This window comes from Enterobacter sp. AG326 (genome assembly GCF_004362415.1).
In the GTDB taxonomy this organism is placed as follows: Bacteria; Pseudomonadota; Gammaproteobacteria; order Enterobacterales; family Enterobacteriaceae; genus Enterobacter; species Enterobacter asburiae.
Genome location: NZ_SNXG01000002.1, coordinates 106,179 through 132,434 on the forward strand (window position 1 = coordinate 106,179; position 26,256 = coordinate 132,434).

At 58.7% G+C, this 26,256-nt stretch carries 26 protein-coding genes and 1 pseudogene; 16 read left to right on the plus strand and 11 right to left on the minus strand.

Annotated features, from left to right (window positions below; all coding sequences use genetic code 11):
- The first annotated feature begins 4 nt into the window (after nucleotides 1–4).
- The 6 genes from entE to DFO52_RS07475 all read left to right on the plus strand — a co-directional run bounded on the left by entE (nucleotide 5) and on the right by DFO52_RS07475 (nucleotide 6,196).
- Nucleotides 5–1,615: a (2,3-dihydroxybenzoyl)adenylate synthase EntE gene (gene entE / locus DFO52_RS07450; RefSeq protein ID WP_133549967.1), complete on the plus strand. Its 1,611-nt coding sequence runs from the start codon at nucleotides 5–7 to the stop codon at nucleotides 1,613–1,615.
- A 10-nt stretch (nucleotides 1,616–1,625) separates the two neighbouring features.
- Nucleotides 1,626–2,480 (plus strand): isochorismatase, encoded by an 855-nt coding sequence (locus DFO52_RS07455; RefSeq protein ID WP_029740109.1) that lies wholly within the window; start codon nucleotides 1,626–1,628, stop codon nucleotides 2,478–2,480.
- Nucleotides 2,477–3,232, plus strand: a complete 756-nt coding sequence (gene entA, locus DFO52_RS07460) for a 2,3-dihydro-2,3-dihydroxybenzoate dehydrogenase EntA (RefSeq protein WP_133549969.1) — start codon at nucleotides 2,477–2,479, stop codon at nucleotides 3,230–3,232. Before DFO52_RS07455 ends, entA begins: the two co-directional genes overlap by 4 nt.
- A gap of 1 nt (nucleotide 3,233) precedes the next feature.
- Nucleotides 3,234–3,647, plus strand: coding sequence for a proofreading thioesterase EntH (gene entH, locus DFO52_RS07465; protein WP_023310710.1), 414 nt, complete (start codon nucleotides 3,234–3,236; stop codon nucleotides 3,645–3,647).
- A gap of 149 nt (nucleotides 3,648–3,796) precedes the next feature.
- Nucleotides 3,797–5,902, plus strand: coding sequence for a pyruvate/proton symporter CstA (cstA, locus tag DFO52_RS07470; RefSeq protein WP_029740112.1), 2,106 nt, complete (start codon nucleotides 3,797–3,799; stop codon nucleotides 5,900–5,902).
- Between the two features lie 96 nt (nucleotides 5,903–5,998).
- Nucleotides 5,999–6,196, plus strand: a complete 198-nt coding sequence (locus DFO52_RS07475) for a YbdD/YjiX family protein (RefSeq protein ID WP_006809671.1) — start codon at nucleotides 5,999–6,001, stop codon at nucleotides 6,194–6,196.
- Here the strand turns inward: DFO52_RS07475 and DFO52_RS07480 are convergent.
- The 4 genes from DFO52_RS07480 to DFO52_RS07495 form a co-directional block, all read right to left on the minus strand.
- Entirely contained in the window at nucleotides 6,193–6,597 is a 405-nt protein-coding gene (locus DFO52_RS07480) for a helix-turn-helix transcriptional regulator (RefSeq protein ID WP_029740113.1), read from the minus strand. The genes DFO52_RS07475 and DFO52_RS07480 overlap by 4 nt on opposite strands.
- Nucleotides 6,569–6,874, minus strand: a complete 306-nt coding sequence (locus tag DFO52_RS07485) for a type II toxin-antitoxin system RelE/ParE family toxin (RefSeq protein WP_047648437.1) — start codon at nucleotides 6,872–6,874, stop codon at nucleotides 6,569–6,571. The genes DFO52_RS07480 and DFO52_RS07485 overlap by 29 nt, the downstream gene beginning before the upstream one ends.
- 183 nt (nucleotides 6,875–7,057) lie before the next feature.
- Entirely contained in the window at nucleotides 7,058–7,801 is a 744-nt protein-coding gene (locus DFO52_RS07490) for a 3-oxoacyl-ACP reductase family protein (RefSeq protein ID WP_133549971.1), read from the minus strand.
- Between the two features lie 57 nt (nucleotides 7,802–7,858).
- Nucleotides 7,859–8,947, minus strand: a complete 1,089-nt coding sequence (locus DFO52_RS07495; RefSeq protein WP_133549973.1) for an oxidoreductase — start codon at nucleotides 8,945–8,947, stop codon at nucleotides 7,859–7,861.
- A gap of 159 nt (nucleotides 8,948–9,106) precedes the next feature.
- Between DFO52_RS07495 and DFO52_RS07500 the strand changes: the two genes are divergently transcribed.
- From DFO52_RS07500 to DFO52_RS07515, 4 genes and pseudogenes are all read left to right on the plus strand, one after another.
- Entirely contained in the window at nucleotides 9,107–10,609 is a 1,503-nt protein-coding gene (locus DFO52_RS07500; protein WP_133549975.1) for a sugar ABC transporter ATP-binding protein, read from the plus strand.
- The gene (locus DFO52_RS07505; protein ID WP_133549977.1) at nucleotides 10,606–11,601 is read left to right on the plus strand and encodes an ABC transporter permease; all 996 of its coding nucleotides are present in this window, start codon (nucleotides 10,606–10,608) and stop codon (nucleotides 11,599–11,601) included. Before DFO52_RS07500 ends, DFO52_RS07505 begins: the two co-directional genes overlap by 4 nt.
- 19 nt (nucleotides 11,602–11,620) lie before the next feature.
- Nucleotides 11,621–12,680, plus strand: a pseudogene (locus DFO52_RS07510) (sugar ABC transporter substrate-binding protein).
- 89 nt (nucleotides 12,681–12,769) lie between these two features.
- Entirely contained in the window at nucleotides 12,770–14,011 is a 1,242-nt protein-coding gene (locus DFO52_RS07515) for an LVIVD repeat-containing protein (RefSeq protein ID WP_208110470.1), read from the plus strand.
- A 62-nt stretch (nucleotides 14,012–14,073) separates the two neighbouring features.
- Here DFO52_RS07515 and mtnK read toward each other — a convergent pair whose 3' ends face one another.
- The gene (mtnK, locus tag DFO52_RS07520) at nucleotides 14,074–15,273 is read right to left on the minus strand and encodes an S-methyl-5-thioribose kinase (RefSeq protein ID WP_121931052.1); all 1,200 of its coding nucleotides are present in this window, start codon (nucleotides 15,271–15,273) and stop codon (nucleotides 14,074–14,076) included.
- A 104-nt stretch (nucleotides 15,274–15,377) separates the two neighbouring features.
- On the opposite strand from mtnK, the gene mtnA reads away from it, so the two are divergent.
- Together mtnA and DFO52_RS07530 are read left to right on the plus strand one after the other, a co-directional pair.
- A complete protein-coding gene (gene mtnA, locus DFO52_RS07525; protein ID WP_133549980.1) occupies nucleotides 15,378–16,394 on the plus strand; it encodes an S-methyl-5-thioribose-1-phosphate isomerase in 1,017 nt (338 codons plus the stop codon).
- A 42-nt stretch (nucleotides 16,395–16,436) separates the two neighbouring features.
- Entirely contained in the window at nucleotides 16,437–16,907 is a 471-nt protein-coding gene (locus DFO52_RS07530) for an SRPBCC family protein (RefSeq protein ID WP_133549982.1), read from the plus strand.
- A gap of 96 nt (nucleotides 16,908–17,003) precedes the next feature.
- Here the strand turns inward: DFO52_RS07530 and DFO52_RS07535 are convergent, their stop codons facing one another.
- The 3 genes from DFO52_RS07535 to DFO52_RS07545 are packed head-to-tail and all read right to left on the minus strand — an operon-like array spanning nucleotide 17,004 to nucleotide 18,843.
- Nucleotides 17,004–17,546 carry an acireductone dioxygenase gene (locus DFO52_RS07535; RefSeq protein ID WP_133549984.1) on the minus strand — a complete coding sequence of 181 codons (543 nt, stop codon included), beginning with the start codon at nucleotides 17,544–17,546 and terminating at the stop codon, nucleotides 17,004–17,006.
- A complete protein-coding gene (gene mtnC, locus DFO52_RS07540; protein WP_029740121.1) occupies nucleotides 17,543–18,232 on the minus strand; it encodes an acireductone synthase in 690 nt (229 codons plus the stop codon). The genes DFO52_RS07535 and mtnC overlap by 4 nt, the downstream gene beginning before the upstream one ends.
- Nucleotides 18,229–18,843: a methylthioribulose 1-phosphate dehydratase gene (locus tag DFO52_RS07545; protein WP_029740122.1), complete on the minus strand. Its 615-nt coding sequence runs from the start codon at nucleotides 18,841–18,843 to the stop codon at nucleotides 18,229–18,231. Before DFO52_RS07545 ends, mtnC begins: the two co-directional genes overlap by 4 nt.
- 122 nt (nucleotides 18,844–18,965) lie before the next feature.
- On the opposite strand from DFO52_RS07545, the gene DFO52_RS07550 reads away from it, so the two are divergent.
- A complete protein-coding gene (locus DFO52_RS07550; protein WP_133549986.1) occupies nucleotides 18,966–20,126 on the plus strand; it encodes a pyridoxal phosphate-dependent aminotransferase in 1,161 nt (386 codons plus the stop codon).
- Nucleotides 20,127–20,396: 270 nt separating this feature from the next.
- Here DFO52_RS07550 and DFO52_RS07555 read toward each other — a convergent pair whose 3' ends face one another.
- Nucleotides 20,397–21,296 carry a LysR family transcriptional regulator gene (locus DFO52_RS07555; RefSeq protein ID WP_029740124.1) on the minus strand — a complete coding sequence of 300 codons (900 nt, stop codon included), beginning with the start codon at nucleotides 21,294–21,296 and terminating at the stop codon, nucleotides 20,397–20,399.
- Between the two features lie 623 nt (nucleotides 21,297–21,919).
- Here DFO52_RS07555 and ahpC point away from each other — a divergent pair.
- Together ahpC and ahpF are read left to right on the plus strand one after the other, a co-directional pair.
- The gene (ahpC, locus tag DFO52_RS07560; RefSeq protein ID WP_008501015.1) at nucleotides 21,920–22,483 is read left to right on the plus strand and encodes an alkyl hydroperoxide reductase subunit C; all 564 of its coding nucleotides are present in this window, start codon (nucleotides 21,920–21,922) and stop codon (nucleotides 22,481–22,483) included.
- Nucleotides 22,484–22,611: 128 nt separating this feature from the next.
- Complete coding sequence (gene ahpF, locus DFO52_RS07565; protein ID WP_047648423.1) at nucleotides 22,612–24,177, plus strand: alkyl hydroperoxide reductase subunit F; 1,566 nt, start codon at nucleotides 22,612–22,614, stop codon at nucleotides 24,175–24,177.
- Nucleotides 24,178–24,237: 60 nt separating this feature from the next.
- On the opposite strand, the gene uspG is transcribed toward ahpF, so the two are convergent.
- Nucleotides 24,238–24,666 carry a universal stress protein UspG gene (gene uspG, locus DFO52_RS07570; protein WP_023310731.1) on the minus strand — a complete coding sequence of 143 codons (429 nt, stop codon included), beginning with the start codon at nucleotides 24,664–24,666 and terminating at the stop codon, nucleotides 24,238–24,240.
- A 180-nt stretch (nucleotides 24,667–24,846) separates the two neighbouring features.
- On the opposite strand from uspG, the gene DFO52_RS07575 reads away from it, so the two are divergent.
- Nucleotides 24,847–26,085, plus strand: coding sequence for a zinc-dependent alcohol dehydrogenase (locus DFO52_RS07575; protein ID WP_133549988.1), 1,239 nt, complete (start codon nucleotides 24,847–24,849; stop codon nucleotides 26,083–26,085).
- A gap of 8 nt (nucleotides 26,086–26,093) precedes the next feature.
- Here DFO52_RS07575 and yldA read toward each other — a convergent pair whose 3' ends face one another.
- On the minus strand, nucleotides 26,094–26,183 hold the full coding sequence (gene yldA, locus DFO52_RS23410; protein WP_274518173.1) for a small membrane protein YldA: 90 nt from the start codon (nucleotides 26,181–26,183) through the stop codon (nucleotides 26,094–26,096).
- Between the last annotated feature and the right edge of the window lie 73 nt (nucleotides 26,184–26,256).

A 26,256-nucleotide genomic window follows, 5' to 3' on the forward strand; every position in this document is an offset into this window, starting at 1 on the left:
ACTCATGACCATCCCTTTTACCCGCTGGCCTGAGGAATTCGCCCGCCGCTACCGCGAAAAAGGCTACTGGCAGGATCTGCCGCTGACCCACATCCTGACGGATCGCGCGGACAGCGATGCCGTGGCGATTATCGACGGCGAGCGGCACATCACCTACCGCGCGTTTAACCAGGCGGTGAACAACCTGGCGTCTGCCCTTCAGGCGCAGGGGCTGCACCGCGGCGAGACGGCGCTGGTGCAGCTCGGCAACGTGGCCGAGTTCTACATCACCTTCTTCGCGCTGCTGCAAATCGGCGTCGCGCCGGTGAACGCGCTCTTTAGCCATCAGCGCAGCGAGCTGAACGCCTACGCCCTGCAAATCAAACCCGCCGCGCTGATTGCCGATCGCGACCACGCGCTGTTTGCGGGCGATGATTTTCTTAACACCTTCGTGGATGCGCACCGCTCGGTTCGCGTCGTGCTGCTGCGCGGCGATAAGGACGAACACGCCCTGGAAGCGGCGATTGCGCGTCCGGCGGACAACTTCATCCCGAACCCGACGCCCGCCGACGAAGTGGCGTTTTTCCAGCTTTCCGGCGGCAGCACCGGCACGCCGAAGCTGATCCCGCGCACGCACAACGATTATGACTACAGCATTCGCCGCAGCAACGAGATTTGCGGCATCACCGCCGAAACGCGCTACCTGAACGCGCTGCCCGCGGCGCATAACTACGCCATGAGCTCGCCGGGATCGTTAGGCGTCTTCACCGCGGGCGGGTGCGTAGTGCTGGCGAACGATCCAAGCGCCACGCTCTGCTTCCCGCTGATTGAACGGCATCAGATTAACGTCACCTCGCTGGTTCCTCCGGCGGTGAGCCTCTGGCTGCAGGCGATTGCCGACGGCGCGGGGAACGCGCAGCTTAAATCCCTCAGGCTGCTGCAGGTGGGGGGCGCACGCCTCTCCGCCACGCTCGCGGCGCGCATTCCGGCGGAAATCGGCTGCCAGCTTCAGCAGGTGTTCGGCATGGCGGAAGGGCTGGTGAACTACACCGCGCTCGACGACTTGCCGGAGCGCATCATCAACACTCAGGGCCGCCCGATGTGCCCGGACGACGAAGTGTGGGTGGCGGACGAGCACGGTAACCCGCTGCCGCGCGGTGAGGTCGGGCGTCTGATGACGCGCGGGCCGTATACCTTCCGCGGCTATTTCAACAGCCCGGAACACAACGCCAGCGCCTTTGACGCCGACGGCTTTTACTGCTCCGGCGATCTGATCGCCATCGACGAGCAGGGCTACATCACCGTGCAGGGGCGAGAGAAAGATCAGATCAACCGCGGCGGCGAGAAGATCGCCGCTGAAGAGATTGAAAACCTGCTGCTGCGCCATGAGGCGGTGATCCACGCCGCGCTGGTGAGCATGGAGGACAGCCTGCTGGGCGAAAAAAGCTGCGCGTATCTGGTGGTGAAACAGCCCCTGCGCGCGGTCGAGGTGCGCCGCTTCCTGCGCGAGCAGGGCGTTGCCGAATTCAAGCTGCCGGACCGCGTGGAGAGCGTGGATGCGCTCCCGCTGACGCCGGTCGGCAAAGTCGATAAGAAACAGTTGCGCCTGTGGCTTTCTGAACGCGCCCGGGGCTGAGGAACAGAGTATGGCCATTCCAAAATTAACCGCTTACGCGCTGCCGACCGCCGCAGAGCTGCCGACCAGTAAAGTGAACTGGGCGTTTGAGCCGGAGCGCGCCGCGCTGTTGATCCACGATATGCAGGAGTATTTCCTGAACTTCTGGGGCGAAAACAGCGCGATGATGCAGCAGGTGGTGGCGAATATCGCCAGACTGCGCGCTTACTGCAAAGCGCACAATATTCCCGTCTACTACACCGCCCAGCCGAAAGAGCAGAGCGACGAAGACCGCGCCCTGCTGAACGACATGTGGGGACCTGGCCTGACCCGCTCGCCGGAGCAGCAGCGTATCGTCGCTGAACTGACGCCGGACGAAGCGGACACGGTGCTGGTGAAGTGGCGCTACAGCGCGTTTCACCGCTCGCCGCTGGAGCAGATGCTGAAAGAAACGGGCCGCAACCAGCTGCTGATTACCGGCGTGTACGCCCACATCGGCTGTATGACCACCGCCACCGATGCCTTTATGCGCGACATCAAGCCGTTCTTTATTGCCGACGCGCTGGCGGATTTCACCCGCGACGAGCACCTGATGTCGCTGAACTACGTGGCCGGACGCTCGGGCCGCGTGGTAATGACCGACGAGCTGCTGCCGTCCGTTCCGGCGACCAAAGCCGCGCTGCGTGAGCTGATCCTGCCGCTGCTGGACGAGTCCGACGAGCCGATGGATGACGAAAACCTGATCGACTACGGCCTGGACTCGGTGCGCATGATGGCGCTGGCCGCCCGCTGGCGCAAAGTCCACGGCGATATCGACTTCGTGATGCTGGCAAAAAATCCCACAATCGACGCCTGGTGGGCGCTGCTTTCCCGCGAGGTGAAGTGATGGCTCTGGATTTCACCGGTAAAACCGTCTGGGTAACGGGCGCGGGTAAGGGGATTGGCTACGCGACGGCGCTGGCGTTTGTGGAGGCGGGCGCGCAGGTGACCGGCTTCGATCTGGCGTTTCCGCTGGGTGATTATCCGTTCGCCACTGAAACCCTGGACGTGGCGAACGCCGCGCAGGTGCATGAAGTGTGCGGGCGCGCGCTGGCGTCGCTTGAACGGCTGGACGTGCTGGTCAACGCTGCGGGCGTTCTGCGCATGGGGGCGACGGACCAGCTTTCGCAGGAGGACTGGCAGCAGACCTTCGCGGTCAACGTCGGCGGCGCGTTCAACCTGTTCCAGCAGACGATGGGCCAGTTCCGCCGTCAGCAGGACGGGGCGATAGTCACCGTGGCGTCCGACGCGGCGCACACGCCGCGCATCGGCATGAGCGCCTATGGCGCCTCGAAGGCGGCGCTGAAAAGCCTGGCCCTGACCGTCGGGCTGGAGCTGGCGGGCAGCGGCGTGCGCTGTAACCTGGTGTCGCCGGGCTCAACGGATACCGATATGCAGCGCACCCTGTGGAAAAGCGACGACGCGGAGCAGCAGCGTATTCGCGGCTTTGGCGAGCAGTTTAAGCTCGGCATTCCGCTGGGCAAAATCGCTCGTCCGCAGGAGATAGCCAGCACGGTGCTGTTCCTTGCATCCGATGCCGCCAGCCATATCACCCTGCAGGATATCGTAGTGGACGGCGGCTCCACGCTGGGAGCGTAAGATGATCTGGAAACGTCATTTACCGCTCGAGGAGCTGAACGCGACCAGCCTGAATACGCTGGTCGCGCATCTCGGTATCGTCTATACCCGCCTCGGCGACGACACGCTGGAAGCGGAGATGCCGGTGGATGCGCGTACCCATCAGCCGTTTGGCCTGCTGCACGGCGGCGCTTCGGCGGCGCTGGCGGAAACGCTGGGATCGATGGCCGGTTTTCTGATGACCCGCGACGGGCAGAGCGTGGTGGGGACGGAGCTTAACGCCACGCACCATCGTGCGGTCTCTCACGGCAAAGTGCGTGGGGTATGTCAGCCGCTGCATCTGGGGCGTTCGAGCCAGAGCTGGGAGATTGTGGTATTCGACGAGCAGGGGCGGCGGTGCTGTACCTGTCGGTTGAGTACGATGGTGTTGGGCTAAGCCAGGCAGATCAAAGTGATCGGCTTAACACTGTGGTGTAAATCTCTGGTTTGACCACGCATTATTGCGTTTCAAAGTTGTTAAATTTTTCCGGTTGTTCTAGAAACAAAATGTAACATCTCACTGTTTCACAACAACGGACAACAACTATGAACAACTCAGGGAAATACCTTATATGGGCAGGGCTCTCCGTTGTGGGAGCCTTTGCCCTGGGCTATATCGCCCTCAACCGGGGGGAACAGATCAATGCGCTCTGGATCGTCGTCGCCTCCGTCTGCATTTATCTGATCGCGTACCGTTTTTATGGCCGCTATATCGCGAAGAACGTTCTGGGCGTTGACGCTACGCGCATGACGCCTGCCGTCCGCCATAACGACGGGCTGGACTACGTGCCGACCGACAAAAAAGTGCTGTTCGGTCACCATTTTGCGGCAATTGCCGGAGCGGGTCCGCTGGTGGGGCCGGTGCTGGCGGCGCAGATGGGCTACCTGCCGGGGATGATCTGGATCCTCGCGGGCGTGGTGCTGGCGGGCGCGGTGCAGGACTTTATGGTGCTGTTCGTCTCGACCCGCCGCGACGGGCGTTCGCTGGGTGAGCTGGTGAAAGAGGAGATGGGGGCAACCGCCGGGGTGATTGCGCTGGTGGCGACCTTTATGATCATGGTGATCATCCTCGCGGTGCTGGCGATGATCGTGGTGAAAGCGCTGACCCACAGCCCGTGGGGGACCTATACCGTTGCCTTCACCATTCCGCTGGCGCTGTTTATGGGGATCTATATTCGCTACCTGCGCCCCGGCCGCATTGGTGAGGTGTCGGTAATTGGCCTGGTATTCCTGGTGTTCGCCATTATCTCCGGCGGCTGGGTGGCGGAAAGCCCGACCTGGGCGCCGTTCTTCGACTTTACCGGCGTGCAGCTGACCTGGATGCTGGTGGGCTACGGCTTTGTGGCGGCGGTGCTGCCGGTGTGGCTGCTGCTGGCCCCGCGTGACTACCTCTCAACATTCCTGAAAATCGGCACCATCGTCGGGCTGGCGATCGGCATTCTGATTATGCGCCCGACCCTGACCATGCCTGCGTTAACCAAGTTCATCGACGGCACCGGCCCGGTCTGGACCGGTAACCTGTTCCCGTTCCTGTTTATCACCATTGCCTGCGGCGCGGTGTCGGGCTTCCACGCGCTGATCGCTTCCGGGACCACGCCGAAGATGCTGGCGAACGAAAATCAGGCCTGCCTGATCGGCTACGGCGGCATGCTGATGGAGTCTTTCGTGGCCATCATGGCGCTGGTCTCGGCCTGTATCATCGACCCGGGCGTGTATTTCGCGATGAACAGCCCTATGGCGGTACTGGCACCGGCTGGCACCGTTGACGTGGTGGCGTCCGCCGCGCAGGTGGTGAGCGGTTGGGGCTTTGCAATTACCCCTGATACGTTGACGAGCATCGCCAGTGAAGTGGGCGAGCAGTCGATTATCTCCCGTGCGGGCGGGGCGCCGACGCTGGCGGTCGGCATGGCGTATATTCTTCACGGCGCGCTGGGCGGGCTGATGGACGTGTCGTTCTGGTATCACTTCGCCATCCTGTTCGAGGCGCTGTTTATCCTGACGGCGGTGGATGCGGGAACCCGTGCGGCGCGCTTTATGCTGCAGGACCTGCTGGGGGTGATCTCTCCTAACCTGAAGCGCACCGACTCGCTCCCGGCGAACCTGCTGGCAACGGCGCTGTGCGTGCTGGCGTGGGGCTACTTCCTGCACCAGGGCGTGGTCGATCCGCTGGGCGGGATTAACACCCTGTGGCCGCTGTTTGGTATCGCCAACCAGATGCTGGCAGGTATGGCGCTGATGCTCTGCGCGGTGGTGCTGTTCAAGATGAAGCGCCAGCGTTACGCGTGGGTGGCACTGGTGCCAACCGCGTGGCTGCTGATCTGTACCCTGACGGCGGGCTGGCAGAAGGCCTTCAGCCCGGACAACAAGGTGGGCTTCCTGGCGATCGCCAACAAGTTCCAGGCGATGATCGACAGCGGTAAGATCCCGGCGCAGTACACGGAGTCCCAGCTGTCGCAGCTGGTGTTTAACAACCGTCTGGACGCCGGGCTGACTATCTTCTTTATGGTGGTGGTCGTGGTGCTGGCGTTGTATTCTCTCAAGACCGCGCTGGCTGCGTTGAAAAACGATAAGCCAACGGCGAAAGAGACGCCGTACGAGCCGATGCCTGAAAACCTGGAAGAGATTGTGACCCAGGCGAAAGGGGCGCACTAACCTGTGTGCCGGGTGGCGGCTTCGCCTTACCCGGCACACATTTCTTCTCCGGCCTTTCCCTTCGGGAGAGAGCCGGAAACAAACGAGAAACTGATTATGTTCGACACCCTTTCCAAAGCAGGTAAGTACCTGGGCCAGGCCGCCAAAATGATGATTGGCGTGCCGGACTACGACAATTACGTCGAGCATATGCGCGTCAACCATCCGGACCAGACGCCCATGACCTACGAAGAATTTTTCCGCGACCGCCAGGACGCCCGCTACGGCGGCAAGGGCGGGGCGAAGTGCTGTTAACCCTCTTTCGGTAAATAGAGGCTGATCTGTTCCTGCTTGCAGCCGTAGATAGCAGCCAGCTTTTCACGGGTGCGCTTTTGCGGACGGGAGTCCAGCGCTTCCAGTTGTGACACGGCGGACTGGGTGATGCCGAGTTTCTCAGCTACCTCCTGCTGGGACATGCCGCGCAGGATACGCCACGCGGCCTGCAGGCTGACGTTCTGCCAGGTCATGATGCTACATACTTCTCCCGGCAATTCCACGTCATCCAGACTATCGTGTTCGACCTCAATATCCTCCAGATCGTCATCGGTTTCGTCGTCAATTTCTGCCATCTGTAAGAGCATACGAAAATATTCGTGATAGGGAATAACGACGTACTGCGTTTTCCCATTATCGTCCTTGATTAGCTGTACAGCCATAGTTGGCACTCTCCTCATGCAGGTAAGTCGTTGAAGTTCTGCGCTTGACGGCCAAAACATAACAATGGTCATCGGGATCGTCCCGAAGCGTATAGACGATGCGGTAATCGCCTACGCGAAGCCGGAAATGATTTTCTGTCGTCGATATTTTTTTGATATCGGGCCGGGGAGCCGAGCGGTCATCCAGCCCGGAGAGCTTTACCTCAATTCGACGCTGATACCGCTCGTCAATTCTGGAAAATGCCTTTTTTGCACCATTGGACCAGACAATCTTCATCCGTACCTCCACTGTACGCCCACACAAAATATAAGGAAATAATAAGGCTATTAGATAAATTCCGAATTTCTAATGGGGTACTGTAGAGCGGAGCGAAAACCGGAGAAAGCGGCAAAACGCGAACCGTCGAGGGCGCTCGGAAACGCCTCTGCCGGACGACAGAGGCTTGCAGTGAGATTGCGATCAGGCGTTCAAACCGCCGTCCACGTCCAGGCCGGTACCGGAGATCTGTCCGGCCGCCGGGCTGGCAAGAAACGTGACCGCCGCCGCGATGTCTTCCGGCTGACCGTAGTGACCGACCGCAATCATCTGGCGCTGGGCTTCCGCCTGTTCCCCGTCTTCCGGGTTCATATCGCTGTTGGTAGGGCCGGGGTGCACCAGGTTAACGGTAATGCCGCGCGGCCCTAAATCACGGGCCAGGCCGCGGGTGAGGGAGTTCAGCGCCGATTTGGTCATCGAGTAAACTGCAATGCCCGGCATAGCCACGCGGTTTGCCAGACAGCTGCCGATGTTGATAATGCGTCCGCCGTCGGACATGTGCACCAGCGCTTCCTGAATGGCGATCACCACGCCGCGAATGTTGATGTTGATAAGGGCGTCAATATCCGCCAGCGTCATAGACTCCAGCGGGCCGCCGCGCGCGATCCCGGCGTTGTTGACCAGAATGTCCAGCCCGCCAAGAGAACGCGCCGCATGGGTGACGGCATCCTGAATCGCCTGCGCGCTGGCGCTGTCGGCCTGCACGGCTTCGCTGTGTCGTCCCAGCGCCTTAATCTCATCGGCGACCGCCTGGGCTTTATCGGCAGATTTTTCATACGTAATAATCACATCCGCACCGGCGCGCGCCAGCGACAGGGCAATCGCACGACCCAACCCGCGGCTGGCACCGGTAACCAGCGCCTTTTTACCTGTTAAATCGATCTGCATGATGACCTCGTTACGAGAGTGGTAAGAATCATCATTAGGTATAGCCTGTCGGGGCGATTAACGGCTGAAGGATTCCACTTTCTCAAACGCGGCGCGCAGAACGTCAGGCGTTAACGCAACCGGTAAATAGTGAATCGACTCCACCGGGCGCAGGGTGTGGGCAATGACCTTATCCAGCTCGTCGCGGTTATTGATGTCGACGTCCAGCTCGCGAAGCGTGGTCGGCAGGTTAAAACGCTGGTAAGCCGTCACCAGCTGCGCCAGCACGTCGTCCTGGCCGAGCAGGGCGCTTTGCACCAGAATGCCGAAGGCCACCTTGGTGCCGTGCAGGTATTTTTCCGTCTGCGGCAGCACGGTTAAGCCGTTGTGTACCGCATGCGCCGCCGCCACGCGGGTATAGCGCTCGCCCAGGCCGCCGACCATCCCGCCACCGGCGATAATCGCATCCACCACGTCCCGGAAGGCCTGCGTCTGTTCGCCGCGCTGCTGGTCGGCCAGCGCCTCTTCGCTGCGCGCCAGCAGCACGTCGCGGATCGCCAGCGCGCCGTTGATGCCCAGCCGCACGGTCAGCGGCAGGTTCTTCGGCTCAGGTGCCAATACCACCGCTTCGTACCACTTCGCCAGCGTATCGCCGATGCCCGCCAGCAGATATTCCGCCGGAGCGTTAAGGACGATCTGCGGCTCCACCAGCACCAGGAAGTTGGCGTCGTCGAAGATCTCAAAATGCAGCGCCTGACCGGCATCGTTGTACCAGACGGAGAGCGGGGTCCACGCCGCACAGGTGGCGGCAATGGTGGGGATGCCCACAAACGGCACCCCTAAGCGGCGCGCCACGGCCTTGACGGTATCCATCACCGCGCCGCCGCCGACGCCAATCACCACGCTGGCGTCGCTGCCGGATTCATTCACCAGATGGGTGACGTCGCGCTCGCTGCAGTGGCCTTTAAACAGCAGGCGTTTCGCCCCCGGCGCGTTAAAGCTCGCCGGCAGGAAAGGGCGCGCGCCTTCGATAGCGCGCTCGCCGTAGATCCACACCGCGCGGGAAAGCTGTTCCGGGGTAAAGAAGTTATCCAGATGCGCAAGGCTCCCTGGATGAGAGAAGTAGTTCGCCGGGCCAGGCACGACGCGGATATCGGTGTTGCTCATGATGGTGTCCTTTTTTAGCAAGCGCTAACCCGATGTTATGTCTGGACATCCGGATGGCTAATAATATTTCGCTTTAACTTATGCCTTTTCCGTCGTTGTCAGTCAACCAGAGCTGTGAAAAATTCGATAAATCAGAAGAGTAATGAAGGATTTACGCGGATGGTTTCCAGTCGCCTTGAGATGCGCGGTATCAGCCTGGCCTTTTCCGGCTTTCAGGCGCTGTCGCGCGTGGACTTTACCTTAACCGGCGGATCCGTACACGCGCTGACCGGCGCCAACGGCGCGGGGAAATCGACGCTGATGGCGGTGCTGTGCGGGACGCATGACCACTATGAGGGCGAGATCAGCATTAACAACCAGCCGGTGAGCATCCGTGAACCGCTTGACGCCAAACGGCTGGGGATCCACCTCGTTCAACAGGAGGTGGACGTGGCGCTGATCCCGGGGTTAAGCATTGCCGAAAACATCATGCTCGACCAGCTGGCGCAGCCGGGGCATCGCTTCAGCTGGCGCGCGATCCGCCAGCAGGCGAGACAGGCGCTGGCGCAGCTGGATGTCTCTCTGGACGTACGCCGTTCCATCGACGGCTGTTCGCTGGCCGAAAAGCAGCAGATTTTGCTGGCACGCGCCCTGTCCCACCACTGCCGTTTTTTGATTCTTGATGAACCCACCGCGCCGCTGGACGCGCATGAGAGCGAGCGCCTGTTTGCGGTAGTGAGACGCTTAAAGCAGCAGGGCATCGGCGTGGTGTTTATCTCTCACCGCATTCACGAGCTGAAGGCCATCTGCGACACCTTAACGGTGCTGCGCGACGGCAAGCTGATCGAGTCCGGCCCGATGGCCGATCTTAGCGGCGAAGCGATCGTCGAGAAGATGCTCGGCCACGTGCTGAGCGATATCTATCCGCCCGCGCGACCGCCGCACGGCGACGAAACGCTGCTGCGCGTTGAGGGGCTTCACGATGACGCGCTGCTGAAAGATATCTCCCTGCACCTGCGCAAAGGCGAAATTCTCGGGATTGCCGGGCTGGCGGGGGCGGGGAAAACCGAACTCTGCAAGGCGCTGTTTGGCGCCACCAAAAGCCGCGTGGCGCGCGGCGAGCTGAATCATCAATCCTGGCAGCCGCGCGATCCGGCCGACTCCGTGCTGCGCGGTCTGGCGCTGGTGCCGGAGGAGCGCCGCAAAGAGGGCATTTTTATCGACGAGCCGGTGAGCATGAACCTTGCAGTGAGCGCCGATAACAGCTTTTCGCGCTGGAGCCTGTTTGGCCATCGTCAGGCGTGGCGCTGGGCGGAAGAGGTGATTGCCCGCGTCGGCGTGCGCACGCGCGGGCCGGGGCAGGTGCTGCGCCGCTTATCCGGCGGCAACCAGCAGAAGGTCGCCATCGGTAAATGGCTGCGCAATGACGCCCGCGTGCTGATATTCGACGAGCCAACCAAAGGCGTGGACGTGAAGGCCAAAACCGATCTGTTCCAGCTGATTGACGGCCTGGCGCGCGAGGGCAAAGGGGTGATTTACGCCTCGGGCGAATTTGCCGAGCTGGTCGGGCTGTGCGACCGCATCTGCGTCCTGTGGGACGGGCGCATCGTGGCGGAAATCGCCGGGGTCGAGGCTCGAGAAGAGACACTACTTTATTATTCAACCGGAGGAACGGCGTCGTGAGCAAGGCCCTTTCAGTGACCGCGGCGGCGTCTGGCCGCCAGCAGATTTTCGATTTTCTCTACAGGTGGGGCATGCTGTTAACCGTCGTCGCGCTGGTGGCCGTCTTTGGCCTGGCGTCGGACAGCTTCCTCGATCCGAACAACATCATCAATATTCTGCGCTCGATTGCCATCGTGACGGTGATTGCCATTGGCGTGTCGATATCATTGACCATCGGCGGGTTCGATCTCTCTGTCGGATCCACCGCCTCGCTGGCGAACGCGCTGGTGATTTCCCTTTTCGTCTGGCACGGCTTTGGTACCACCGAGTCGATTCTGATCACCATCGCGCTCTGCACGCTGGTGGGGCTGTTTAACGCCTTTCTGATCGTCATCCTGCGTATTCCGGACATGCTCGCGACGCTTGCCAGCCTGTTCGTCATTCAGGGCGTGGCGATGACCTACAGCTACGGCGGGTCGATTACCGAGAACATGGTGCTGCCGAGCGGCGACATGGCGGAAGGCACTATTCCGGCGGCGTTCAGCCTGCTGGGGCAGGTGCCGACCATCGTGATCGTCATGCTGGTGGTGACCGTGCTGGCGCAGCTGGGCCTCTCGTTGACCACTCACGGGCGCCGGATGTACGCCATTGGCGGCAACCCCGAAGCCGCGCGTCTCTCCGGCATTCGCACCACGCGCTACAAGGTGGCGGCCTACGTGATTGCCTCTTTGCTGGCGGGACTGGGCGGGATTTTGCTGGCGTCGCGCATCGGTTCGTCGCAGGTGAATGCGGGCGGCGGATACCTGATGGATGCGGTGGCGGCGGCGTGGATTGGCTTCTCCCTGGCAGGCTCCGGCAAGCCGAACGCGCTGGGAACCCTGGTCGGAGCGGTCATTCTCGGCGTGCTGTCGAACGGGCTGGTGATGCTCTCCGTGCCGTATTACGCCATGGACATTATAAAAGGGCTGGTGCTCGCGGTAGCGCTGGCGATTACCTACATACAAAAACGCTGACAACACAACGGGATAAAAAATGAAAAAGATTGCACTCTCTTTGGTGGCACTTGGGTTGCTCACGGCTCTGCCAGGCTTCGCGGCTACGCCCGCGCCGCTTCCGGCTGCCATTGCGAACCATGACGGCCCGATCCGCATCGCGGTGATCCGTAACCTCGGCTCAGATGACAACACCACGCAGTTTATTGCTGGCGCAATTCAGGAAGGGAAAAAGCTCGGCTTTAAGGTCAGCACCTTTTTAAGCAACGGGGATGACGCCAAATTCCAGGACTTCGTTAACCAGGCGATCAGCCAGAAATATGACGGGATTATTCTCTCTCAGGGGCGCGATCCGTACTCCACCGCGCTGGTGAAGAAAGCGGTGGATGCCGGTATTAAAGTCGCCGTTTTTGATACCGCCGTTAACGGCGAGATCCCGGGCGTGACCGTCACCCAGCAGGACGATGCCTCCCTGACGAATCTCTCCTTCGGCCAGCTGGCGAAAGATTTCAACGGCAAGGCCAATATCGTCAAGCTGTGGGTGGCGGGCTTCCCGCCGATGGAGCGTCGTCAGGCGGCCTATAAAGAGCTGCAAAAGCAGTATCCGGACATCAAAGAGCTGGAGTCCATCGGCGCCGTCTCCTCTGACGTACAGGGTGATACCGCCAACAAGGTGGGGGCGATCCTCGCGAAATACCCGAAAGGCAAAATCGACGCCATCTGGGGCACCTGGGACGCCTTCAGCCAGGGCGCGTATAAGGCGCTAGAACGGCCGCACCGAGATCAAGCTCTACAGCATTGACATCTCCAACCAGGATCTGCAGCTGATGCGCGAGCCGGGCAGCGCGTGGAAGGTGAGTGTGGCGGTGGATCCGAAGCTAATTGGCGCGACGAACGTGCGCCTGGTAGCGAACAAGATTGCCGGGGAAGCAACGCCTGCGACCTACGATTTCAAAGCAGCGCCCATTCCACAGGCGCTGCTGACCGCCCAGCCGGGCCCGGTGAACGTCGCGTCTCTGGGGAAAATCATTCCGGGCTGGGGCCAGACGGAAGATTTTATCGCGCCGTGGTTTGCGACGCTGGAAGCGAAAAACAAGTAAAACCAGGCCGGGTGGCGTCAGGTGTGGCCTGATGCCCTCACCCCGGCCCTCTCCCGCAGGGAGAGGGGGAAAACCCAAAGGAGCTAACGGTGACGCAAGTACCCCTTCCAGAATACAGCCGCAATATGCGGCTGATTGGCCATAGCGACCAGGGCGGTCGCCCGGACGGCGTGCAGCTGATGGTGCATCGCGGTTTCGCCTATATCGGCCATATGGTGTCGCAGGGCTTTTCGATTGTCGACGTGCGCGACCCGAAGAACCCGAAAGCGGCGGGCTACGTGCCCGCGCCGCCCGGCACCTGGAACGTGCACCTGCAGGCGCATGATGACCTGCTGCTGGTGATTAACGCCCGGGATCTGTTTGCCGATGCCCGCTTTGCCGACGAGAAGATCTACTACACCCGCCAGGTGGGGGAGACCGTCAGCGACGTGCAGGACAAAGGCTGGAGCGCCGGGCTGCGGGTGTTTGATATCTCCACGCCCGACAGGCCGAGCGAAATCGGCTTTCTGTCGCTGAGCGGCATCGGCATTCACCGCATCTGGTACGTCGGCGGCCGCTGGGCCTACGTGTCGGCGCTTATCGACGGCTTTACCGACTACATCTTCCTGACCATCGATCTGGCGGACCCGCGCAAGCCTGAAGTGGCGGGGCGCTGGTGGCTGCCGGGGATGAATCGGGCGGAAGGGGAGACGCCGAACTGGCCGGAAGGGAAACGCTACGCGCTGCACCACGCGATTATCGCGGGCGATACCGCCTACGGCAGCTGGCGCGACGGCGGCCTGACGCTGCTGGACGTGAAGGACCGCACCCGGCCGAAGCTGATTAGCCACCGCAACTGGAGCCCGCCGTTTGGCGGCGGGACGCACACCGCGCTGCCGCTGCCGGACCGCGATCTGCTGGTGGTGCTGGACGAAGCGGTGCTGGATAACCAGGAGGACGGCGAAAAGCTGATCTGGCTGTTTGATATCCGCGAGCCGTCGAACCCGGTGAGCATCTCGACCTTCCCGCAGCCGGATGAAACCGACTACGTGGCGAAAGGGGCGCATTTTGGCCCGCATAACCTGCACGAGAACCGGCCGGGGAGCTTCGTCAGCTCGACGCTGATTTTTGCGACGTATCAGAACGCGGGCGTGCGTGCGTATGACATTTCCAATCCGTATCGACCGGTGGAAACCGGTGCGCTGGTGCCCGCCGCGCCGGAGAGAATGATGGACACGCGGCCAAATCGTCCGCGGGTGATCCAGTCGTGCGACGTGTTTGTGGATGCGCAGGGGATTATTTACAGCACGGACTATAACGGCGGACTGTCGGTGATTGAGTATTTGGGGTAAGTGCGGTTTTATGCCCTCACCCCGGCCCTCTCCCACAGGGAGAGGGAGAAAACCAAATGTAATCAGCTGTACTGCCGCACCCGTGCCACCAGATCTTCCGCGCTGTCGATGCGGTCGGCAATGACAATCAGCGCTTTACCAAGCGTTATGGCGTGGCGCAGGCACTCGTGGCGCATCGCCTCGTCCTGAATGGTGTCGATATCCGCGACGTGGGAAAGCCCGACGCTGCGGCGAATGAGCTCGGTGCCGCAGAAGCCGATGGCGTCATGCCAGACCTTTTTCAGGAACGCGGAGGCATAGCCCGGCGCGCCGAGCGCGGCGTCGCGCGTTTTCTCGTTTGCCAGCGCCTGGAAGCGTTCCGCAAAGGTATTCCACAGCTCCTGGATATCGGTCAGGCGCTGTTCGCGCGCGGCGGCGGCATCGCGAATGCCCAGATGCCCCGGCAGGCCGCAGAAGTTCAGCAGCAGGTTGCCGATGGCGGTACCGACGTCAAAGCCAATCGGGCCAAAGTAGCCGAACTCGGCGTCGATGGCCTTCAGGCTGCCGTCGGCCACAAAAATCGAGCCGCTGTGAATGTCGCCGTGCAGGAGCGCTTCGGCGTGCGAGAAGAAGCGGTGCTTCAGGGAGGCCACGGCAATTTTAAGCTGAGCGTCGTCGCGCAGGGCCGCTACGTCATTTTCCAGCTCGGCCGGGTAGCTGTTGCGCTCGTGGATCTGGTACGGATCGTTGAAGAACAGATCTTCGGTGATCTCGCACATCTCCGGGTTGATGAATTTCGCCACCTGCGCTTTTTTCGCGTGCGGGTGCAGGTAGAAATCGCTGGTGTGGAACAGCGCGTGCGCGAGGTATTCGCCCAGCTGCTGCGCCGCCTGCGGGTAGTAAATGTTGTTGATCAGCTCCCCGCGCCAGATGCGATGGCTGGAGAGATCTTCCATCACCATCACCGCCAGCTCCGGGTCAAAGTGGTGGATTTTCACGGTGTGCTGCGGGCTGTGCTGGTAGTGCTCGACCAGGGTTTGCGCTTCAAGACGGGCGCGGTCCAGCGTCAGCGGCCAGGACTCGCCGACGCAGCGCACGTAGGGCAGCGCCTGCTTAACGACGATGCGGCTCACGCCCGCGCCGTCGAAAATTTTAAATACCAGATTGAGGTTGCCGTCGCCTACTTCCTGCGCCTCTACCAGCGATGAAGGATCGTCAAGTCCGCCAAACTGCCTGGCATACTCCACGGCGTCCTGAGCGGTAAAGGTACGGTATTGCGACATGGCCTGCTCCTCACGAGTTTTCTAATTAAGACATGTAGACGTCTATACATCTGGATTTCATCCTGACACAATGTGCTACAACAACGCAACAGGGAATTAACGACATGCAGACATTACAGACGACCAGCCTGCGGGTGGCGGATAATCAGCTCTTTATTCTCGATCAGCAGGCGCTTCCGCAGGAGAAACGCTGGCTGGATGCCTCGACGGTCGAGGCGCTGGTCGGGCATATCCACGCCCTGCGCGTACGCGGCGCGCCGCTGATTGGTCTCTCTGCAAGCCTGCTGCTGGCGCTGCTGGCGGAAAACGGCAAAAGCCGAGACGAGCTGGCGGCGGCGCTGGAAACCCTGCGCGCGTCCCGCCCGACGGCGGTGAACCTGATGAACAATCTCGACCGCATGAAGATTGCGCTGTGGCAGGAAGAGTATGTTCCGGCGCTGGTGGCGGAAGCGCTGCGCCTGATTGACGAAGACAAACGGCTTTGCGACGCGATTGCCAAAGCCGGCAGCGCGCTGGTGAAGCCCGGCAGCCGTCTGCTGACCCACTGCAATACCGGCGGGCTGGCAACGGCGGGCGTCGGCACCGCGCTGGGCGTGATTGCCCGCGCGCATCAGGACGGCAACGTCAGCAGCGTCTGGGTGGATGAAACCCGTCCGCTGCTGCAGGGCGGTAGATTAACCGCATGGGAGCTTGGCGAGCTGGGCGTGCCGTATCGGCTGATTACCGATTCCATGGCCGCCAGCCTGATGGCGAAAGGGCAGGTAGACGCCGTGTGGGTGGGCGCAGACCGTATTGCCGCCAACGGCGACGTGGCGAACAAGATCGGCACCTATTCTCTGGCGGTGCTGGCGAAATTCCACGGCATTCCGTTCTACGTTGCCGCCCCGCAAACGACCCTCGATCCGGACTGCCCGAACGGTGACGCGATCCCGATTGAGCAGCGCGCCGCCAGCGAGGTGACGGGCGTGGCCGGAAGCTTTGGCGCGGTGCAGTGGGCGCCGGAAAACGCGCAGGTCTATAACCCGGCGTTTGACGTTACGCCTGCCTCGCTGATTAGCGGCTGGGTGCTGGACACGGGCGTGGTCACGCCGGAAGCGGTGGCAAACGGGAAATTCGCCTGAGTCCGGCTATCCTTTAAGGGGTTCCCTTAAGAGGACAATATCGTGACGCTCGATCCTGAAACTGACTTAAAACTGGAGCGCGTGGTGGACGCACCGCGCGACCTGCTGTGGCTCTGCTGGACCACGCCGGAACACATCAAAAACTTCTTCATTCCTGCTCCCCATAAGGTGACCGAATGCGACCTCGACCTGCGCGTGGGCGGGCGGTTCAACACCGTGTTTGATGTGGACGGGCAGCGGATGGATAACCGGGGCGTATTTCTTGAAATCGACCCGGGTAAAAAGCTGGTCTTTACCGACGGCTATACCGAAGGCTGGAAACCGGCCGAGAAGCCGTTTATGACGGCGATCCTGCTGCTGGAAGATGTGGGTGAGGGCAAGACCCGCTACACGGCGATTGCGCGTCATCCAACGAAGGAAATCCGCGAACACCATGAACAGATGGGCTTCCACGAAGGGTGGGGGATTGTGCTGGATCAGCTGGTGGGGTATGTGAAAGGACTGAAGCGTTGAAGCTCGAGCGGCCTGATGCCCTCACCCCGACCCTCTCCCACAGTGAGAGGGAGCAAACACTAAAAACGGCAGCTATAGCTGCCGTTTTGCTTTTACCTATGCTAACCGTGGATACGCATCCGCGATGGCATCGCCCGTAAACTGGGCCACCCAGCCTTCCGGATTGTCGAAAATACGAATGGCGGTAAAGTTCGGCTCGGAGCCCATATCAAACCAGTGCGGCGTGCCCGCGGGAACGGAAATCAGATCGTTTTTCTCACACAGCACCTGATACACCTCATCGCCAATGTGCAGGCAGAACAGCCCTGCGCCTTCCACGAAAAAGCGCACTTCGTCTTCGCCGTGGGTATGTTCGTTCAGGAACTTCGCGCGCAGCGCCTCTTTCTGCGGGTTGTCGGCGCGCAGGCTGATCACGTCCCAGCTCTGATAGCCTTTCTCCGTCACCAGCTTGTCGATCGCATGCTGATACGCCTCGATCACGGCTTCGGGCGCGGGATCGTGGCCTAAATCGCGATCCGCAGCCCAGCGTTCAAACCGCACGCCTTTGGCGTTGAGCTGCTGGGCGATCTCGGCGGCGTCGGTGCTGTGCCACTGGTGTTGACTGGCATCTTTATCGGAATAAATGGTCAATGCGCTCATGAAGGGATCTGCTCCGGATTAATCTCGTCAAACTGGTGGACCTGATGGTGATGGCTTGCGCCGTCATCATCGCCGCGAATCAGCTGCAGGGTGCGAAAACCTGCCTGTTCAGCCGCGTCCAGCTCCTGATGAATATCGGACAGGAACAGGATCTGCGACGGGGCGATGCCCGTTTGTGCCGCAATGTTCTGATAAGACTGCACTTCGCGCTTGGCGCCGATGTGGGTATCAAAATAGCCGCTGAACAGATGAGTAATATCACCTTCGTCGCTGTAGCCAAATAAAAGTTTCTGCGCGGCGACGGAGCCTGAGGAATAAACATAGAGATCAATCCCTTGCGCTTTCCACTTTTCCAGCGCAGGCAGTACGTCCGGATAGAGGTGGCCGGTAAAGTCGCCGTTCACGTAGCCGTCATGCCAGATGATCCCCTGCAGGGCTTTGAGCGCCGTGGATTTGCGGTCCTCATCCATAAAGGCAAAAAGGGCCTCGATAAGCTCGCTGACGCTGGCGTGCGGGTTACCGATTTCATCACGCAGGTTGTCCAGAATGGATTTGACCGGCTCGGCGTACTGCTGCGCGGTCACGAAGGCCGCCAGCCGCTCACGCGCGTAGGGGAACAAAACGTCATGGACAAAACGGATATCGCTGGTGGTCCCTTCAATATCCGTCACAATCGCGCGAATCATACTCTCTCCAGTTGTCGTAAACGCATTTCGCATTCAAATAAGAATTCTAGTCCTTCCAGATGACGGCGGGCCTCGGCCACGTCGCGTCCCCAGCAGGTTAAGCCATGACCGCGCAGAAGAAAACCATAATTAAGCGGGCGTTCCTGTGCGTAATGGGCGATTCGGGAGGCGAGGGCGTCAATATCCTGGTCGTTATCAAAGACCGGGATAGCCACCGTATCCAGATGCGTGGTCTGCCCGGAGAGGGACTTTTGCATCTCAAAGCCGCTGATGTTGAGCTCGGCTTCTTTGACCAGACGCGACAGCACCGTGGCGTTGACGGTATGAACGTGCAGGACGGCGTTGGCTTCCGGGAACAGGCGATAAATCAGCGTGTGAAGACCGGTCTCCGCCGACGGCCTGCGGCCAGACGGCGCCCGGTTGGTGGCGATTTCAACCTGCAGAAAATCCTCCGTTGTCAGGCTGCCTTTGTCTTTGCCAGATTCGCTGAGCCAGCAGAGGCGTTCGTCCTGGCGCACCGACATATTGCCGCCAGTGGCGGGGGCCCAGCCTTTGGCGCCAATCCAGCGGCAGGCGTCGACAAGATGTGTGAGTTGCAGGTTGTCTGTCATTTCCTTTTACCCTCGCGGCCAGGAATATTCATATGGTTTAGACGTCTAAGCGTCTTGATTGCCAAAGACTAACATCGTGTTATAGTGGCAGCAACATAAGTATTACAAGCAGGCACGACACAATGAGCAATAACGCATTGATTCCGCAGAGTAAACTTCCCAATCTCGGTACTACCATCTTTACGCAGATGAGCGCTCTGGCGCAGCAGCACAACGCCATTAACCTTTCTCAGGGCTTTCCGGATTTCGATGGCCCGGCGTACCTACAGGAGCGTTTGGCGCACCACGTGGCGCAGGGGGCGAATCAGTATGCGCCGATGACGGGCGTGCAGGCGCTGCGGGAAGCCATTGCGGATAAAACGGCGGAGCTGTACGGCCATAAGCCCGATGCGAACACCGACATTACGGTGACGGCAGGGGCGACCGAAGCGCTCTATGCGGCCATCACCGCGCTGGTGCGTGCGGGCGATGAAGTCATCTGCTTTGATCCGAGCTACGACAGCTATGCGCCTGCGGTTGAGCTCTCCGGCGGCGTGGTGAAACGCGTGGCGCTCCAGCCGCCGCATTTTCGCCCTGACTGGCAGGCGTTTGCCGCGCTGCTGAGCGACAAAACCCGGCTGGTGATCCTGAATACCCCGCACAACCCGTCGGCGACGGTGTGGCAAAAGGCCGATTTCGCCGCGCTCTGGCAGGCGATTGCGGAACGTGAAATTTACGTGCTGAGCGATGAGGTCTACGAGCACATCTGCTTTGCAGAAGAAGGACACGCCAGCGTGCTGGCCCATCCGCAGCTTCGCGAGCGCGCTATCGCCGTCTCGTCATTCGGTAAGACTTACCACATGACCGGCTGGAAAGTGGGCTACTGCGTTGCACCTGCGGCTATCAGCGCTGAGTTGCGCAAGGTGCATCAGTACCTGACCTTTGCCGTGAACACGCCGGCTCAGCTGGCGCTGGCGGATATGCTGCGTGCCGAGCCGGAGCACTATCGCGAGCTGCCGCACTTCTATCGTGAACGTCGGGATCTGTTTGTGGCGGCGTTAAGCAAAAGCCGTCTGGAAATTTTGCCCTCAGAAGGGACCTATTTTCTGCTCGCCGACTACAGCGCGATATCGGATCTGGACGACGTGAGTTTCTGCCAGTGGCTGACGAAAGAGGTGGGCGTGGCCGCCATTCCGCTGTCGGTGTTCTGCGCCGATCCTTTCCCGCATAAGCTGATTCGTCTTTGCTTTGCGAAGCAGGAATCGACGCTGCTGGCGGCGGCAGAGCGTCTGAACACGCTCTGATTATTTCACCGTCCAGGCTTCTGAGTCACGGCGGTCTGCAAACAGCTTCAGCAGACCGTTGATTTGCCTGAGGCGCAAGACTTCATCGCCGTCCATTCCCAGCTCCTTGCTTATTCTCATCCTGCGGAATAAATACCAGACTGTAGCGCCAATATTAAAGAGAGGATGATATCAGGCAATAATTAAGTGGATATATGCCGCTTAATTCTATAACGGTGATGCCTTTTTAAAGACGTGGTTCTCATTTTGTGCGAGAACCACAGCAATATCTTACGGTAAGGATATCTCTTCAATAAAACTCGCGAATGCCGAGCTATTGAGCGCGGAACGGTTGTACATCATGTAAATATCAATGCTGGGGAATTGAATATCTGTTTCCACTTTGCGCAGGTTGAGGGCTGGTCCATATTTTTCGAAGGCCGGCATAGGCACTAATCCTATGAGGTCGGATGAACCGATCATCGACAGAAGGGATATAAAAGAGTCGCTACGATAGACAATATTTCTTTTGGTTAACAGGCTTTCGGCCTTTTCCTGATAGTCTTTGAAGCTGTTCTCGTCGTTCAGGTAGGCGGTAAAGTTTTCATTCAGAATCTCTTCACGCGTGGGATTTTCGCTGAGGCGGGGATGGCCCTCCCGACAAACGAGAACGAAAGGAAGCTTATGGTAGAGGCTACAGGCGACGGAATGACTGTTAGAGGACGAAAACGAAAATATCAGGTCGGCTCTTCTGTAGGCTAAGAGATCTTCCGCTGAATCAGATGAAAGAAAAACATCATGTAATTCAATCGAATAGTTATGGTTATCCATGAGCAGTTTTATAGGGTCAAGCGTTGCTTTCGTACTCATAAAATGCGGGCAGTAAATGACAAAATTCTTCTTTAACCCGCTGCTGTGCATGATATTGATAGTCTGCTCCAGCTGGTTCAGGTTCTGTTCCAGGTGATGATGCAAATTGACGCCGACGGTCGTGGGCGTGATCCCTTTACCGGAACGGATAAACAGAGGATCGTTGAGTTGTCCTCTCAGACGTTGCAGTGACTGGCTCACGGCAGAGGGTGTGATATACAGCGTCTCGGCGGCTTTACTGATACTAAGGTGCTGGTAAATGCACTCGAAAATGACTAACAGATTAAGATCGAATTTTTTAAGGTCATACAGGTTTGCCATGTTTCGTCCTGAGGGTGCTGCGTTTGCTGTGGTTATCATATAACTGATAACAATAGTTTGAGGCTAACCATTTATAATTCTTTCGGTTAATTCTCTTAGTTTTAAATTAAAACTACCTTAATATATCACGGTGGCAGATTATTGAAATAGCGCTTCAAAGGTGAGGAGGATAATTTTATCTTAAAAGAGGGAGTGATCGTATTAAATGACAATTGTCATTTATATATTGTGATAGTTTTATAATAAAAATAAATTTATAACGCTACGGAATGGTATTCGACACAACCTATCACAGCCATAGGCAGGAATGCCTCTCTTATGGATTGCTCAATCCCTGCGCGGGTGGTGTAATCAAAAGGCTGTTACCGCCTTGATATAGAGGGTTGTAGAGCGCAACGCAACGCCAGTTTCGGCTGGCACTGAATGTACCTGCGGGGAATTCAGGTATCAGGGCCGCCCGTTGAGGCGGCCTTTTTACTTTCAGGCTTTCCTGTAAAAGGTTCACCTTGTTGTCTTGTCGACGTTGTAAGGTTTGGCTGATTGATTTGATAAAGCATACGCATTAGCCCCGATGAATAAAGTTGGTTACCTTACATCTCAACGAAAACACGGAGGAAGTACAGATGTCTTTGATTAATACCAAAATTAAACCTTTCAAAAACCAGGCGTTCAAAAACGGTGAGTTCATCGAAGTTACCGAGAAAGATACCGAAGGCCGCTGGAGCGTCTTCTTCTTCTATCCGGCTGACTTTACCTTCGTTTGCCCGACTGAACTGGGTGACGTTGCAGACCATTACGACGAACTGCAGAAGCTGGGCGTAGACGTTTACTCTGTCTCTACCGATACCCACTTCACCCACAAAGCATGGCACAGCAGCTCTGAAACCATCGCGAAAATCAAATACGCGATGATCGGCGACCCGACTGGCGCCCTGACCCGTAACTTCGACAACATGCGTGAAGATGAAGGCCTGGCTGACCGCGCCACCTTCGTTGTTGACCCGCAGGGCATTATCCAGGCTATCGAAGTTACCGCTGAAGGTATCGGCCGTGATGCTTCTGACCTGCTGCGTAAAGTGAAAGCGGCTCAGTACGTGGCTTCTCACCCAGGCGAAGTATGCCCGGCGAAATGGAAAGAAGGCGAAGCGACGCTGGCTCCATCCTTAGATCTGGTTGGTAAAATCTAAGTTTTGCCCATCCGGCAATCAATGGGCGCCCCCCGCGCCCATTTTATTCCAGCACCATGATGCAAGTTGCATTCAGGCCGCCCGTATAAGGCAGCTTGCATGATGACGTCTTAAGAGAGGGAAGAACAATGCTCGACACTAATATGAAAACCCAGCTCAAGGCCTACCTTGAGAAACTGACCAAACCCGTTGAGCTGATTGCTACGCTTGACGACAGCGCCAAATCGGCAGAGATCAAGGAACTGCTGGCGGAGATCGCCGAGCTGTCGCCGAAAGTGACCTTCAAAGAAGACAACGCGCTACCGGTCCGTAAGCCCTCCTTCCTGATTACCAACCCAGGATCCGATCGGGGACCGCGCTTTGCCGGTTCTCCGCTGGGTCACGAATTTACCTCACTGGTGCTGGCGCTGCTGTGGACCGGTGGTCACCCGTCAAAAGAAGCGCAGGCGCTGCTGGAGCAGATCCGCGATATCGACGGTGATTTCGAGTTTGAAACCTATTACTCGCTCTCCTGCCACAACTGCCCGGACGTGGTGCAGGCGCTGAACCTGATGTCGGTCCTGAACCCGCGCATCAAGCACACGGCGATTGACGGCGGTACCTTCCAGAATGAAATCACCGATCGCAACGTGATGGGCGTTCCGGCGGTCTACATGAACGGCAAAGAGTTTGGCCAGGGCCGCATGACGCTGACCGAAATCGTAGCCAAAGTGGATACCGGTGCTGAAAAACGTGCGGCGGAAGAGCTGAACAAACGCGATGCCTACGACGTGCTGATCGTCGGTTCCGGCCCTGCGGGCGCGGCGGCAGCGGTGTACTCCGCGCGTAAAGGTATTCGTACCGGCCTGATGGGCGAACGCTTTGGCGGCCAGGTGCTCGATACCGTGGACATCGAAAACTACATTTCCGTGCCGAAGACCGAAGGCCAGAAGCTTGCGGGGGCGCTGAAGGCGCACGTCAGCGACTATGACGTAGACGTGATCGACAGCCAGAGCGCCAGCAAGCTGGTTCCGGCAGCGGTCGAGGGTGGTTTACACCAGATTGAAACCGCGTCCGGCGCGGTGCTGAAAGCGCGCAGCATCATCATTGCCACCGGTGCGAAATGGCGCAACATGAACGTTCCGGGCGAAGATCAGTACCGTACCAAAGGCGTGACCTACTGTCCGCACTGCGACGGCCCGCTGTTTAAAGGTAAACGCGTGGCGGTGATCGGCGGCGGTAACTCCGGCGTGGAAGCGGCTATCGACCTGGCGGGGATTGTTGAGCACGTTACCCTTCTGGAGTTCGCTCCAGAAATGAAGGCCGACCAGGTTCTGCAGGATAAAGTTCGCAGCCTGAAAAACGTCGACATCGTACTGAACGCGCAGACCACGGAAGTGAAGGGCGACGGCAGCAAAGTGACCGGACTGGAATACCGCGACCGCGTGAGCGGCGACGTGCACAGCGTTCAGCTGTCAGGGATCTTCGTGCAGATTGGTCTGCTGCCAAATACCACCTGGCTGGAAGGCGCGATTGAGCGCAACCGCATGGGCGAAATCATCATCGATGCGAAATGTGAAACCAGCGTGAAAGGCGTATTTGCGGCGGGCGACTGCACCACCGTGCCGTACAAACAGATCATTATCGCCACGGGCGAAGGGGCGAAGGCGTCTCTGAGTTCGTTTGACTATCTGATTCGCACCAAAACCGCATAATAGAAGAAAGTAAGGCTACACCTGCAATAGCGAGAGGCCACCGAAAGGTGGCCTCTTTTTTTATCTTACGACCATCACCGGTATGTGGGTGTGGCGGATCACGCTGGAGGCGTTAGAGCCCAGCAGATGCGTGGTAATGGAAGGGTTGCGCGAACCGATGACCACTACGTCTGCTTTCAGCTCGTTCGCCAGTTCGTTTACCGCATCGCGTACGCTGCCGAATCTGACGTGCGTTTTGATCCGTGAAGGGTCGATGCTGAAGTGGCTGACCATGGTTTGCAGGCGAGTTTCCGCTTCATGCTGCAAATGCTCCTCGAAGCGACGCACGTCGGCGGCAAAGCGGTGCAGGCTCAGGCTGGCGGAGCCCGGCAGTACGTGCAAAAGATGGATGACACCGTCCTGCTGCGCCAGGAACTCCGCATGGCGTACGGCCTTGTCGCTCAGCTCCATCTCAAAAACATCAACCGGCATAATGATTCTCTGATACATACCCGTTTCTCCTTGTTTATAAACGCTGAACTCATTTAACCATAAAATATTAATGGTTTCTGTAAGCGCCCCGTCAGTTTTCTTATCTCGCCAGGATAAATCTCAAAAGGCCCATATTCCGGGGCAGACCTTGAGGGGTAGCTACCCTTATACACTTACCTGGAACCTTTCGGAGGTCGCATGAAAGCACTTACGTATCACGGTCCGCACCATGTTCGCGTCGAGAATGTCCCCGATCCTATTATCGAGCAGCCCGACGATATCATTCTGCGCGTCACGGCCACGGCGATCTGCGGCTCCGATTTGCATCTCTATCGCGGAAAGATCCCGAAGGTGCAGCACGGCGACATTTTTGGCCATGAATTTATGGGGGAAATCGTCGAGTGCGGCGCAGAGGTGAAGAATTTGCAAAAAGGCGATCGCGTGGTGATCCCCTTTGTCATTGCCTGCGGAGACTGTTTCTTCTGCCGTATGCAGCAATACGCGGCCTGTGAGAATACCAATGCCGGTCAGGGCGCCGCGCTGAACAAAAAGCAAATTCCCGCGCCGGCCGCGCTGTTTGGCTACAGCCATCTCTACGGCGGCGTGCCGGGGGGACAGGCTGAATATGTCCGCGTGCCAAAAGGCAACGTCGGGCCGTTTAAGGTCCCGCAACTCCTCTCCGATGATAAGGCGCTGTTCCTGTCCGATATTTTGCCCACGGCCTGGCAGGCGGCAAAAAATGCGCAGATTGAAAAAGGCTCAAGCGTTGCGGTTTTCGGCGCCGGGCCGGTGGGGCTACTGACTATTGCCTGCGCGCGGCTGTTAGGGGCTGAGCAGATCTTTGTTATCGATCATCACCTGTACCGTTTGCGATTTGCCGAGGCGCGTTACGGCGCAATCCCCATCAACTTTGATGATGATAACGACGCAGCGGAAAAAATCATCGAGCAAACCGCTGGCCAGCGCGGCGTTGACGCCGTGATTGATGCGGTAGGGTTTGAAGCGAAAGGCAGCACCACCGAAACGATCCTCAGCAATCTTAAAATTGAAGGTAGCAGCGGCAAAGCGCTGCGGCAGTGTATTGCTGCCGTTCGACGCGGTGGCGTGGTTAGCGTACCCGGCGTGTACGCCGGGTTTATTCATGGCTTCCTGTTTGGCGATGCCTTTGATAAGGGGCTGACGTTTAAGATGGGCCAGACGCACGTCCATGCCTGGCTGGGCGAGCTGCTGCCGCTGATCGAAAAGGGGCTGCTTACGCCGGAAGAGATCGTGACTCATTATCTTCCCCTTGCTGATGCGGAATGCGCCTATAAGGTATTCGAAAAACGGGAGGAGGAGTGCCGGAAGGTGATTCTGGTCCCTGGTGCAGAAACGCCCGAGGCCGCAGAGCAGAAAGTTAAGGGCCTGGTGAATGCTTTCCCGGGTGGGGTTGCATAAATACTCGCCTAGCTGTGGCGTTCAAGATAAAGCACGGCCATGACGATAATCGCCGCAATAATCAGAAAAATAAGTGTGATAGCCAGTATCTCACTCATGACCGTCCCCACGGCACCAAAACAGATTAAGCGTGGATTAAGGGCTTTTTGCGCGATATAAGAAAATGGGGTG